The organism is Sphingobacterium sp. NGMCC 1.201703 (assembly GCF_047784615.1).
Classification (GTDB): Bacteria; Bacteroidota; Bacteroidia; order Sphingobacteriales; family Sphingobacteriaceae; genus Sphingobacterium.
In genome coordinates this window covers 1,245,271-1,256,751 of the sequence record NZ_JBLOHD010000001.1, presented here as the reverse complement: position 1 = coordinate 1,256,751, position 11,481 = coordinate 1,245,271, and the positions used below count along the sequence as shown (strand labels likewise).

Sequence of the window (11,481 nt, the reverse complement as noted above, 5' to 3'; positions counted from 1 at the left end):
TATTACTTAAATCTAAACATTTATGTCCAGTTTTAAGCTGTATGATTTTTTGGGACACTTACAAATAATAATTAAACAAATTAAAATCTCGAATAGAGACAACCCCAACAATAATAAATTTATCATATCATTTATCTAGAATTAATTTTAAAAAAACCGCAATATCAAATACTTAATTTTTCAATCAGATCATAGGTCGAATCCTGTTTCATAAAAAAATGGAATTCTTTTGCTACAAGTGTTTTGTCTGAATTATTGCGGAACATAATCGTACTTGAACCAGTATCTTTGATTTCAAAATAATTGGTATTTATCACACCTTTCACTCTTGCCTTTCCATTTTGAGCGATTTTTTTAGAATCGATCTCAAGTTCTGTACAGTCACAGCTAGAGGCCAAAGATAAAATCTCCAATAGTTTAGATCTATTATTCTGAATTTCGAACCCAAAATAAATGAGCGAATCTTTAGTTTGAGTTTCAACCTTTTTATCGATTACCAATACAGGGGCTGCATTAGAAAATATACAGGACTTTGAAAAGATTATTAAAGTGATACACAAAAATAATATATTGTACTTTTTCATCGTATTTTAATTTAAAAGTTTACGGATCACATCTTCAACTGATTCAATATCTCCCCTATATATAATTTTATCGTCTTTATCTATAAGTAAGGTGGTTGGAAAAACTTTAACCCCCAACTCCTTATAGGCGAGGCTATCTTTAAGAATCACTGTATTGAAAGTATATCCTATTTCAGGTAATTTCTTAAGTATATCTAGACGGTTTTCATTTTTAAAAGGGACATTAACGGCAAAAAAGTCTACTCTTCCGGAATATTTATCATTAAGTTTTTGCAAAACAGGAAACTTTTCAAAACAGGCCACACATCCGCTATTCCAAAAGTCAAGTATCAAAATCCTACCATTACCGTTTAAGATCTTTTCATTCTTTTTATTCGTTAACACCCGAATATCATTTACAATCTCCGCTTTTTTTAGTTGTTTTGAAAAATTACCATAATCTACATAATTGAACCAGTATGGGTAAAGTGTTAGGGAAGCAATTGAAACCGCAAGTAAATAAATAGATAAAATTATATATCTGAATACTGTCTTCTTCTCGCTATAACTCAGAAAGGCAACTACCAATGAAATTATATAGAAGAGCATTTCCGGAAATGTTATCAGACTGGAAGAAAAATTGGTGATTCTCAAAGGTACGTTTAGAATCAATATCCCAAAAACAGTGGCTAAAAAAACCTTGGTTTTATCCAAGGTTTTTTGAGTCTGCATACAGATATAATAAAAAAGATAATATATCGCACATCCGATAATTGTACTACTTTCTATTCCCAAAAGATATCTGATCAAACCTAAGAGAAACAGCAGCAAAAAGGAAATAGTTGCTATGATAAAAAATTTCTTCATCATATTATCAAGAGTTAATTGGGTTCGCAACGTCCATTGCAGGTCTCAGCAAATGCCACTCCACAAAATCTAATGGTTTTACATGATACACTTTTACAATATTCATTGGCATTCCATACACCACCACACAAAGTTGCAACAGAATTTGAAGTTTTACAATTACACGAGACACCACCACCTCCTGACTCAGAAGCACTGACGCATGGACCGCCCGGATAAGCTCTTAGATAGCCGGAAGCACAGAAACACCCCGCGGTGCAAGGAGTAATTGGAGGAGTCGGATTATCCAATGTACCTTCTGATCCACAAATTGAGTATTCTTCATTTACATCACAAGATGTTGAAGCTTTTGAACCCGACACCGCTTTTGTTTTTACATTTATAGGAGCGAACATTTTCTTTATTTCGCTTGGACTATGATATGAAGCAAAAATCATTTTGATTTCATTAAAAGTAAAATTTGCATTTGCTTTTACAAGCCATTTTGGAAGAAATGTTCCCACAAAATAATCTTTTTTATCAGAGGAGGTATAAATTTCCGGCGACAGGTTTTCAAGGAGTTCGTTTGCAAGATTTACTTGAATCTTATTCAGATTCAGTAAGGAAATGGTTTGACTGATCTTATTATAAACATAAGAGTACTTTTCGTTGTTACTGATGAGGTCTCCAAAGGAAATCGCATTGAATGTAATATTACCGGATGCAAGCAATTGCTTTACCGCAGGTGTTATTTCCACCTTTTGAGTATCCATACTATGGTTGCCTCCGTGATCTTTAGAACATGAAAAGAAGAGGAGAATAAATAACACTTTAAAAAGTATCAAACAGTTTAACTTTTTCACAATAATCATAATTTAGATATAAAACACTTATATAAAACAACTTGCGACTTTGTCATACATAACTAAAATTGGGATAATTACTCTGCTGTTCTTGAGATAAATTTTAGGTCAATCGTAAACCCATTATTCTTCCAATACTCCTAAATTAAAAGATTAATGTATTCGAAAATTGTGAAAATTATTAAAAAACATATTAAAAATCATCTTTTTTATACTTTTTCTTCAAGACTGTTAGAAATTTAAACTGAATTGATCGAAACTAAGGAAACAATTAATCTAGGGATTTATAATAATACCTGATGTGATATTTCAATTTTACTCTTGTTATAAAATGAAATAAACAATGAAATAATAATGAAATTTAAATTGATACTGTTATCTGACTTACTCTTTCTCCCAAAACTCAGGGAGGTAGCCTTACCTGTTTTTCAGACAAATTAAAAATGTTAAATTGCTATCCTTACCACCGACTTTATTAAAAGCAATTCTTAATTAATAATAAATCATGCAGAAAACGATTAAAATATCATCCAAAGCTTTCGAAGATAAAACAAAAATAGAGTTGGCGATTTGCCATAGGTCATTTACCAAACGCCTCTTCTGTGATTGATCACCCATCTGTACATTCCCAAAATATTGAACTTGCCCATGGAGTCAAAACCACCCCATTTTTTCACATCGTTGGAAAATTTCACATTGCGGTACAACTCGTCCCAGCTCTACCCTTGCCTCACCAGGTCAAGAACCTGCTTATGCAGAATGACCATATATTCCTTTTCCGCCTTGATATCGGCAAGAGTTGCAGGTGTATAATGCCCCCACATCAATATATTTTTATTTCAGCATTCAAAAGCAGATCGCAGCCTGAGCCAATGCGGGATCTATTATATCGCACCTTATTTGTTAATCAGACAAGTTCGCGGTGAAGGGCTGGTAATGTACCATTGGTGTGGCGATAATGATTCCCCATTAATTGCACCAGCGTCTTTTCAAAGGGAGCAGCCGGAACATTAAAAACATCCGGAAGGATATCCTTATTTTTATATTGTTCCAGGTCTACACACGCTGCACCTTTTAGGATATTCTGGGCTATTTTCAAATCAAAAGTGAACATAGCCAATAGCAGAAACTTTGCTAAAGATATTTACTCATACACTGATTTTCTTGTGATCACGAAAATTCAATGGAACCTTTATTATCAGATTAAACTACTATAAATGAGAAGCTAATAGTGAGTTATCAAAATTGATTTTCCAACCTGTCTTCAAAACTAGTTTCCCTTGATCCGATATCAGTTGGTATACTGATTATTTTGGGCATCCTGAATCTGATAACGAGAGCTGAAACAATGGTCAAGCTGCCGATAATAAAGATGGCATATTCTATTCCCATCAAGTCAGCAACCACACCAGAAATTACAGCCCCAAAAGCATACTCCATATCCCTCCATAACCTGAAAGTTCCTATACTTTCAGCACGCTGTACCGGCGATGTTGCCGCTGCAATCGTCGAAAGAAATGTGGGATAAACCAAAGCTGTACCCAAACCTAATAATCCGGAAAGAACTAAAAGTGCATAAAACTGACTGGTAAACGGAATAATAAGGATGGCTACTCCCTGAAGGAGCATACCCCAAAACAGCATTGCTTTTTTTGAATAATGGTCGGACATTTTCCCGGTAAACAATTGACCGATCCCCCAAACTGTTGGATAAGCTGCTGTAATAATCCCTATATTTTCGGTATTAAAATGAAGCGATAGCAAAGCTATCGGCAATAACCCCCAGATCATACCATCATTCAGGTTATTAACCAGCCCCGCTTGAGTCACCGAACTTAATGTTTTGTTTTTAAAAGTAGTTTCGACAAAAACATTGTTCAGCTTTTTTGTATATGATGTTACCTTTTCCTTCTGAACAAAGATATTGGTATCTTTTACCCAGATCAAGGAAAGAAGAAGGCCTACAATAGAGATGAAAATTCCGATGTAGAACGGATAATGCATAACTCCATACTGGTGTGCTACATATCCCGTGAAAAATGCCACCAACCCAACAGCAAAATATCCCGCAAATTCATTTAAGCCCATCGCCAGTCCACGGTTTTTTTCGCCGACCAAATCTATCTTCATAATCACGGCGCTGCTCCAGGTTAATCCCTGACTGATTCCCAACAAAACATTGGCAAATAATACCCAATTCCAGTCGGTTGCGTTAATCAGGATTAGCGGGACTGGTATGGCTATAAGCCATCCCAGCAGCAATAATTTCTTTCTCCCAAATTTATTGGCCAGCTTACCGGTATAATAATTAGCAATAGCCTTTGTAATTCCGAATGCTGCAATAAAAGAAAGAATGGCTGCCTTCGATTCAATACCAAATTTTACTTCGGCAAACCGGGGGAAAATACTACGCTCCATACCAATCATGCCACCCACAAAGGCATTTACAATGATCAGAATGACAAATTGTTTCCAGTTTTCCTTTAATCCCTGTTGGATGTTATTTTTCACTACCTTGCCCATACCTCTTCCTTTTCTAATTTCTTTATCTTTCTTTAAAATTTCTCTGGATTTACTACCTGGCTCACGTTTTTAAAGGAACCGCCATTGATGACGTTATTCAGTCCGCCCTGTTCCAAGATATGTTTTGCCTGGCGACTTCGGTTACCGCTTCTACAAAACACGACTATGGCCTTCTTGCTCCTGAATTTTGACAGTTGATTTGGCATTCCGCTGAGGGGAATATTTACAGCCCCTTTTACACTTCCCATTGAAAATTCACCGGGTGTACGTACATCGACTAGAAAAGCTCCGTTTCGGATTGCTTCTTTTAGAGGACCGTTATCGGCCGGTCCAAATATATTTTTGAATAACTTAAACATTGTATAATTATTTTTTGATGATGGAATTGAAATTATTTAAGCATTTTCTCTGGCATACGAATTGGGTCCTAGGGACATGCGTCTGTGCAATGGCACTGAAACCGCCTTCCACTTCTGTAAAATTCCGATACCCTCTTGCCTGTAAAATACTGGCGGCAATTACACTTCGATACCCACCGGCACAATGCAGATAGAAATGCTCCTTGGGATCGATATCCCTCACCCAGTCATTGATATAGGCCAAAGGTTTGCTATAAGCGTCTTGCACATGTTCAGAAGCATATTCGGATTCTTTACGGACATCAATCACTTTGATTTTGTCGGCTTTCGCTTCCAGCTCAAACTGCTGAGCCGTGATACGGTTTACAGTATCGATTTCTTTTCCTGCTTTTATCCAGCTTTCCAATCCACCTTCCAAATGTCCCAATACATTGTCAAATCCAACACGGCTTAAACGGGTGACCGCTTCCTCTTCATTGGTCGGATCCGTCACCAATAAAATCGGTTGTGTTACATCAACGATCATGGAACCTACCCACGGAGCAAAATCACCATTTAACCCAATATTAATAGATTGCGGAATAAACCCCTTAGCAAATTCCCCGTTATTACGTGTATCCAAAATCAATGCGCCCGAAGCTTCGGCGATGATCTCAAACTCTTCCGCCGAAAGAGCTTTCATACCTTGTTTCAGCACATCATCAAAACTGTCATAGCCTTTTTTATTCATAGATACGTTCATTCCAAAATAAGCAGGCGGTGGAAGCAGTCCATCTGTAACCACCTTGGTAAAGGATTCCTTATCGGGTTGGTTAAGTGCGTAATTTACTTTCTTTTGGTTCCCAAGCGTATCTACCGTTTCTTTCATCATATTCTTACCACAGGCGGAGCCCGCTCCGTGAGCCGGATACACCGTGATGTCATCAGCTAAGGGTAGAATCTTTGTATAAAGACTATCGTATAGCATTCCAGCTAATTGATCCTGTGTCAGGTTTGTTGATTTTTGAGCCAAATCTGGTCTTCCTACATCACCCAGAAAAAGGGTATCTCCGCTAAATAGGGCCGTTTCTTTTCCGTTTTCGTCAATCAGTAGGTACGATGTGCTTTCCAGAGTATGTCCCGGTGTATGCAGTACTTTTATTCTTGCTTTTCCAATCTCGAAAATCTGGTTGTCTTCGGCAATAATCGCCTCAAATTCTGTATTTGCTGTAGGTCCGAAAACAATCCGAGCATGGGTCTTCCGGCTCAGGTCAACATGTCAACTTACAAAATCGGCATGAAAGTGTGTTTCAAAAATATATTTCAATTGTACACCATCTTTCTTCAGCCTTTCTACATAGGGCTGTGTTTCACGCAATGGGTCAATAATTGCTGCCTGACCGTTAGAAGTGATGTAATAAGCACCTTGTGCCAAACACCCGGTATAAATCTGTTCTACTGTCATTGTCTTATAATTTAATTGTTTATGATATTGCAAATTTCCTATTTTCATTTTACTTGAACGGTCACTTATGTTACACAAGCGACTTTTATTAAAGGATCGTTTCTTTAACGATAATATAAATGCCCACCGCTAATACAAAGCAACCGAATGCGGGCTTGCGTTTCTTGCCGTCAATTTTCGACGCTAGGGAACCTCCGTTTACGATTCGCGTTCAAGAATCTAGTATAAGACAGTTACCTGTTACAATTTCCTTGCATTGCATAATGTCGTTTTTTCACTAAAATGAAAGCAATTTTTATTAAATTTGAATGTATACGTTAACAATAATGTTAAGCCAACCGGAAATATTACAACATTTGGAATCTCTTCATCAGTTGAATGATGATGAACGTCTCGAATTGTCGAAAATATGCAAGCCGTTGTTTCTTCCAAAAAAGACAAAACTTGTGAAAACGGACGATCGTTTTGATGCTGTTTTTGTACTCACGACAGGTCTGTTACGTTGGTATTTCTACTCGGATGATGGAACCGAAAATAATGTTTTTTTTTCTTCGGAAGCAGATCATGCCGTTATTGTCGGGATTCCCGAATATTACGCGGATCAAAAGGAAACAAAATATACCATCGAAGCTACGGTAGACACCCAGTTACTGCTGTTTCCAAAAGACCGATTTGAAGAGTTAGCCTTTCTGCACAAAGGGATTTTCCAGTTCTATATCAAATCATTAAAAATTATCATTGATACATTACGTATACGTACCGAACAATTGTGCAGTGACTCCCCGAGTGCCCGCTATGAAGTTTTCCTGGAAAACCGTTCGTACGTCACCAGAAACACAAATCGTAAGCATATCGCTAATTTCTTGGGAATTACACCAAATTCTTTATCCCGATTAACAGCCCGTATACAAAAAAAACGCCCACCAAAAAACTAACTTAAGAATACTTTTTTAGCCTGTATTCGTTCTAATTTTGCTTCGTCAAAAAAGCTGTGAAACAGCCATTTGCACAGATAGTATGATTTAAAACGAAAACAAAATGAACAAATTTATTGTAAGAATAGGAGTCTTAAGCTTATTCGCACTTTTAGAAGTTAATGCAGCACATGCCCAATCTCAGGACGCAGAAAAGGTTGGCCTGTACATGACCCAAGAAATGTCATTTTTAAATATGACAGCAACGCAAGCCGAACAGGTCTATCAAATAAACCTTCAGGCGGCCAATGCTGTAGAAAACTTACGCCAAAACAGTAACGCTCAACAAATAGGCGATACTGAGAACATGGAAAGTTTTACAGATATCCTAAAACAAAGGAACCTAGCTGTACAGGAAATTCTATCACCGGTACAATTTCAACTCTTTAAGGAAAACAAAATAATAAGAGCAGCTACTTTTAGAACTATTGTCATGGCTAAAATGTTGGATTTAGCCCAAGATCAGCTCGATCCGATTTTTGAAATCAATCAAACAGTAGTAAAAAATGTAAGAAAGGACTTAGACTTATACTTTTCTACGGATAATAATAGAGGTAAAAAAAATGCACAACGTAGACTGCATAAAGCGCTAAAGAAAACGGACAAAGCATTTGAGAAAGTCTTAAGTCCGCAACAAACCGCGATTTACCATGAAAATGTTGATCTTTTGCGAAATGTACTTCGCGAAGAATATGGAACTAAAGACTCGTTTTAAATCATGTTTTCATGATGCTCGGCTTTATCTTAATTGATATTGCCGAGATTTTTATCACCAAATTTATTTTATCATGCAAAAATTATTCGCAACAATATACTTATTGCTGTTGTGCAGCGTTTCGCATGCCGCTACAGGCGGTACCGAAGACAGGATCGCAGATGTCGCATCATGGCTGATCATATTCATCTTACCGATCGCAGGAATATTTCTATTTTGGAAAGTGCACATTTATCCTGAAAAAGTAGCGGAGAAAAAAAATCATCCACAGCTGAATGCCATAAAAAGCATGTGTTTACTTTCATTGATATTCGGCGGCCTTCTCTGGCCAGTCGCTTTGATATGGGCAAACTACGACTACAAAAAAGATAAAACACCTGCTCCAGATTTAAGTGAATCAGACTCGTCCTCAGATGAAGAAAGCTTGGCTATCGAGGAAAAGAAATAAATTCTATAAGAAATACAGAATCATCTAGAACAAAAAATTATGTTAGAATTACTAATAGGAATATATGCTGGTATTTGCTGGCTGCTCATCAAAAAACTAAAACTAATCCCTTGGAATTTCAATACGCAGGTTGTTGTATACTCCTTACCTATTTTTGGGTCTATTGCGCTGATATTGAGCCTCAACTATTTTTGTCCCATTACATCGGATGTAAAGGTAGGAAACCGCAGTGTCGATATTACAACCCAAACCTTAGGGAAAGTGAAAAAGGTATATGTAAAAACAAATCAGGAGGTAAAAAAAGGAGACACACTGTTTACCATAGATCCGGTGCCATACGAGCAAGAGATAAAATCCTTAGAAGCGCAACTTAGCAATATGAAATCTACCGTTTCCTCCTATACTTCGGATATCGATGCTTCACGCAAAAATATACTGAGTTTACAATCTCAGCTTGATCTGAGCAATAAAAGAATAAAGCAATATCAGGAACTCGTCGCTGCTGGTGCTGCCAATAGGTTTGACCTGGAACAAGCCCTCGCCACTTCGCAGGATCTGCAATCGCGAATTAGCGCTGCTCAAGCTCAAAAATCATCATTTGAAGCCAAATATCATTCGACACATAATGGCGAAAATGCGTCTATTGCGGAACTGAGAGCTAAATTGGATCAGGCAAAATGGAATCTTTCCCAAACAGTAGTTTTAGCGCCTACCGATGGTCTGATTCCGAATGTACAGCTGAATGAAGGAGCCATGATGGCGCCGTTCAAATCTGCTTTCGTACTGATCCAGAAACAACAATCTATTATCGCCTTCTTCTCTCAAAATGAGTTGGAAACGGTAAAAAGTGGAAATGAGGTCGAGCTTGCTTTAAAAACAGCTCCGGGGAAAGTGGTCAAAGCCAAATTGGAATATGTGGTTGATGCAACCAGTCAGGGTATCATGAACAATGCCGGTGGAATGCTTGGTGGTAATGCCACAACATCAGGAATTCCGGAGACAGCGCGACTAGTGCCCGAAACGGATGGAAAGCTTATTGCAAAATTTGTATTGGACGAAAACGAGCAATCCTTAACTGTCGGTGCAAGAGGAACGGCTGTCATTTATTCCGACCACATCAAACCCTTGCATCTTATCCGGAAAGTAATGGTGCGTGTGAGCAGTAAAATCAATTACTTAATTCCAAAACTGCATTAATATGATAAAGAAAATAAGTGTGGGCGCCCTGCTCCTACTCAACTTGACTTCATGTATCGGGTACAAAAATGCAACACCTAAGAAGATTGAAGAATTAAAAAATACAAGCGCGATTAAGGCGAATGTTGAAATATCTGATAAATGGATTCAGGAACAAGGTAAGCACCAACCTGCTTTTTCCTACGCGTGGATGGAGGAACTACTCACTCCAGAGTTGGAAGAGTTAGTCAAAGAGGGGCTTACCCATAATGCGGATATTATCATCTCCAAAGAAAAACTGAATCAAGTTGAATTAGCCATGGATATCGCCGGAAGTAGCCTTTATCCAAGTGTTAATGCATTAGCAAATACAGGTAACAACCTTGTTAGTGGAAGCCACATGGGCAAGTTGCAATTAAAAGCCAACTGGGAACTTGATCTTTGGGGAAAAAACAAATCTGCGGAAATGGCGAGTGTAAGCGAATACTTTTCAGCGACGTATCAACAAAAAATGTTGGAACAGTCCATTGCCGCGATGATTGCTAAAGCATATTACCTAAATATTGCAGGCCAGTACCAAGAGCAAAAAATCAACGAGTATATTACGAAAACGGAAGACTTAAAAAGGATTTTAACTGTTCAAAATAAAGTCGGAACAGCAAACGCACTTGATTTGTCCAATATTGAAAGCGAGTCCATTCTCTTGAACTCCTACCTAGAGAAAATTAAAAATGCGAATTCGCAATCAAGAAGAAGTTTGGAAATGCTTTGTGGAAAATATCCCGAGGGTTTGATAAAAGTTAGTGCGAAATTTTCGGCTTTACAGCTGGATATCCCGACAAATTTTCCACTCAGTGTTTTGGAAAAGAGAGCTGATATTATGGCCAAGCAATTTCAAATAGAATCCAGCTTCTATGAGATTCAGGAAGCAAAAGCCGCACGGCTACCTGCTATTAACATCGGTGCTGGTTTTGGGGCTGCTGGTACCAATGTTGATGGAATAAGCAATCTATTTTCCAATCCATTGATAAAAGTGGGTGCTGGCTTAACAACGCCAATTTTCAACGGGGGGAAACTAAAAAAGAATGTTGAAGTAAAAACTTCACAACAAAAACAAGCCGTTGAAGAATATGCAAAATCAGTCCTATTGGCTTTCAACGAGGTGGAATCTGCTTTGGCAAATTTAGGTTCAATTGAGAAGCAAGAGGTTTTCCAGCAACAGGCAATTTCCTCGTTGGAAAAAAATATAGATTTAACAAAAAAACAGATTAATGTCGGTAGCAGCAATAGTTTCATCCTGCTTCAAAAACAAAGAGATCTTGTAAAAAGGGAAATGAACAATATCGATCTCCATCTCCAACAGCGCATTGAAAGGATCAACCTTTATATGGCCCTGGGAGCAAATGGTCTTGCCCATTTTTAAATAACTCAAGTTCTAACAGAAAAGCTAATCAAAAGATTAGCTTTTCTGTTTCCTCTCATTCCACGGATTTTATCATAATCGTTATTCTTCAATCGTATTGATATCCAGCTGCCCATAATTTCACAAATTATTCTGTGTATATTAACA

Annotated in this window: 13 protein-coding genes; 5 read left to right on the top strand and 8 right to left on the bottom strand. The window is 37.6% G+C overall.

Annotated elements, in window-relative coordinates; translation table 11 throughout:
- Positions 1-164: 164 nt before the first annotated feature.
- From ACK8HY_RS05220 to ACK8HY_RS05185, 8 genes are all read right to left on the bottom strand, one after another.
- Positions 165-584: a DUF1573 domain-containing protein gene (locus ACK8HY_RS05220; protein ID WP_416132958.1), complete on the bottom strand. Its 420-nt coding sequence runs from the start codon at positions 582-584 to the stop codon at positions 165-167.
- A gap of 6 nt (positions 585-590) precedes the next feature.
- A complete protein-coding gene (locus tag ACK8HY_RS05215) occupies positions 591-1,433 on the bottom strand; it encodes a thioredoxin-like domain-containing protein (protein ID WP_416132957.1) in 843 nt (280 codons plus the stop codon).
- Between the two features lie 11 nt (positions 1,434-1,444).
- The gene (locus tag ACK8HY_RS05210) at positions 1,445-2,272 is read right to left on the bottom strand and encodes a hypothetical protein (RefSeq protein ID WP_416132956.1); all 828 of its coding nucleotides are present in this window, start codon (positions 2,270-2,272) and stop codon (positions 1,445-1,447) included.
- 907 nt (positions 2,273-3,179) lie between these two features.
- Positions 3,180-3,386 (bottom strand): hypothetical protein, encoded by a 207-nt coding sequence (locus ACK8HY_RS05205; RefSeq protein WP_416132955.1) that lies wholly within the window; start codon positions 3,384-3,386, stop codon positions 3,180-3,182.
- Positions 3,387-3,511: 125 nt separating this feature from the next.
- Complete coding sequence (locus ACK8HY_RS05200; protein WP_416132954.1) at positions 3,512-4,795, bottom strand: MFS transporter; 1,284 nt, start codon at positions 4,793-4,795, stop codon at positions 3,512-3,514.
- Positions 4,796-4,827: 32 nt separating this feature from the next.
- Complete coding sequence (locus tag ACK8HY_RS05195; RefSeq protein ID WP_416132953.1) at positions 4,828-5,154, bottom strand: rhodanese-like domain-containing protein; 327 nt, start codon at positions 5,152-5,154, stop codon at positions 4,828-4,830.
- Positions 5,155-5,161: 7 nt separating this feature from the next.
- Positions 5,162-6,121: a rhodanese-like domain-containing protein gene (locus ACK8HY_RS05190; protein WP_416132952.1), complete on the bottom strand. Its 960-nt coding sequence runs from the start codon at positions 6,119-6,121 to the stop codon at positions 5,162-5,164.
- Positions 6,122-6,412: 291 nt separating this feature from the next.
- A complete protein-coding gene (locus tag ACK8HY_RS05185) occupies positions 6,413-6,598 on the bottom strand; it encodes an MBL fold metallo-hydrolase (RefSeq protein ID WP_416132951.1) in 186 nt (61 codons plus the stop codon).
- Positions 6,599-6,906: 308 nt separating this feature from the next.
- On the opposite strand from ACK8HY_RS05185, the gene ACK8HY_RS05180 reads away from it, so the two are divergent.
- The 5 genes from ACK8HY_RS05180 (at position 6,907) to ACK8HY_RS05160 (ending at position 11,334) form a co-directional block, all read left to right on the top strand.
- Positions 6,907-7,533: a Crp/Fnr family transcriptional regulator gene (locus tag ACK8HY_RS05180; protein WP_416132950.1), complete on the top strand. Its 627-nt coding sequence runs from the start codon at positions 6,907-6,909 to the stop codon at positions 7,531-7,533.
- 103 nt (positions 7,534-7,636) lie between these two features.
- Positions 7,637-8,287 (top strand): hypothetical protein, encoded by a 651-nt coding sequence (locus ACK8HY_RS05175; protein WP_416132949.1) that lies wholly within the window; start codon positions 7,637-7,639, stop codon positions 8,285-8,287.
- 73 nt (positions 8,288-8,360) lie between these two features.
- The gene (locus tag ACK8HY_RS05170) at positions 8,361-8,735 is read left to right on the top strand and encodes a DUF3302 domain-containing protein (RefSeq protein WP_416132948.1); all 375 of its coding nucleotides are present in this window, start codon (positions 8,361-8,363) and stop codon (positions 8,733-8,735) included.
- A 39-nt stretch (positions 8,736-8,774) separates the two neighbouring features.
- On the top strand, positions 8,775-9,932 hold the full coding sequence (locus ACK8HY_RS05165) for an HlyD family secretion protein (RefSeq protein WP_416132947.1): 1,158 nt from the start codon (positions 8,775-8,777) through the stop codon (positions 9,930-9,932).
- 1 nt (position 9,933) lies between these two features.
- On the top strand, positions 9,934-11,334 hold the full coding sequence (locus tag ACK8HY_RS05160; RefSeq protein WP_077434312.1) for a TolC family protein: 1,401 nt from the start codon (positions 9,934-9,936) through the stop codon (positions 11,332-11,334).
- The last annotated feature ends 147 nt before the right edge of the window (positions 11,335-11,481 follow it).

Excerpts from the sequence above, each read along its gene's own strand:
- ACK8HY_RS05220 (WP_416132958.1), bottom strand. The coding sequence starts at position 584 with ATGAAAAAGTACAATATATTATTTTTGTGTATCACTTTAATAATCTTT.
- ACK8HY_RS05215 (WP_416132957.1), bottom strand. The coding sequence starts at position 1,433 with ATGATGAAGAAATTTTTTATCATAGCAACTATTTCCTTTTTGCTGCTG.
- ACK8HY_RS05205 (WP_416132955.1), bottom strand. The coding sequence starts at position 3,386 with ATGTTCACTTTTGATTTGAAAATAGCCCAGAATATCCTAAAAGGTGCA.
- ACK8HY_RS05200 (WP_416132954.1), bottom strand. The coding sequence starts at position 4,795 with ATGGGCAAGGTAGTGAAAAATAACATCCAACAGGGATTAAAGGAAAAC.
- ACK8HY_RS05195 (WP_416132953.1), bottom strand. The coding sequence starts at position 5,154 with ATGTTTAAGTTATTCAAAAATATATTTGGACCGGCCGATAACGGTCCT.
- ACK8HY_RS05190 (WP_416132952.1), bottom strand. The coding sequence starts at position 6,121 with ATGCTATACGATAGTCTTTATACAAAGATTCTACCCTTAGCTGATGAC.
- ACK8HY_RS05185 (WP_416132951.1), bottom strand. The coding sequence starts at position 6,598 with ATGACAGTAGAACAGATTTATACCGGGTGTTTGGCACAAGGTGCTTAT.
- ACK8HY_RS05180 (WP_416132950.1), top strand. The coding sequence starts at position 6,907 with ATGTATACGTTAACAATAATGTTAAGCCAACCGGAAATATTACAACAT.
- ACK8HY_RS05175 (WP_416132949.1), top strand. The coding sequence starts at position 7,637 with ATGAACAAATTTATTGTAAGAATAGGAGTCTTAAGCTTATTCGCACTT.
- ACK8HY_RS05170 (WP_416132948.1), top strand. The coding sequence starts at position 8,361 with ATGCAAAAATTATTCGCAACAATATACTTATTGCTGTTGTGCAGCGTT.
- ACK8HY_RS05165 (WP_416132947.1), top strand. The coding sequence starts at position 8,775 with ATGTTAGAATTACTAATAGGAATATATGCTGGTATTTGCTGGCTGCTC.
- ACK8HY_RS05160 (WP_077434312.1), top strand. The coding sequence starts at position 9,934 with ATGATAAAGAAAATAAGTGTGGGCGCCCTGCTCCTACTCAACTTGACT.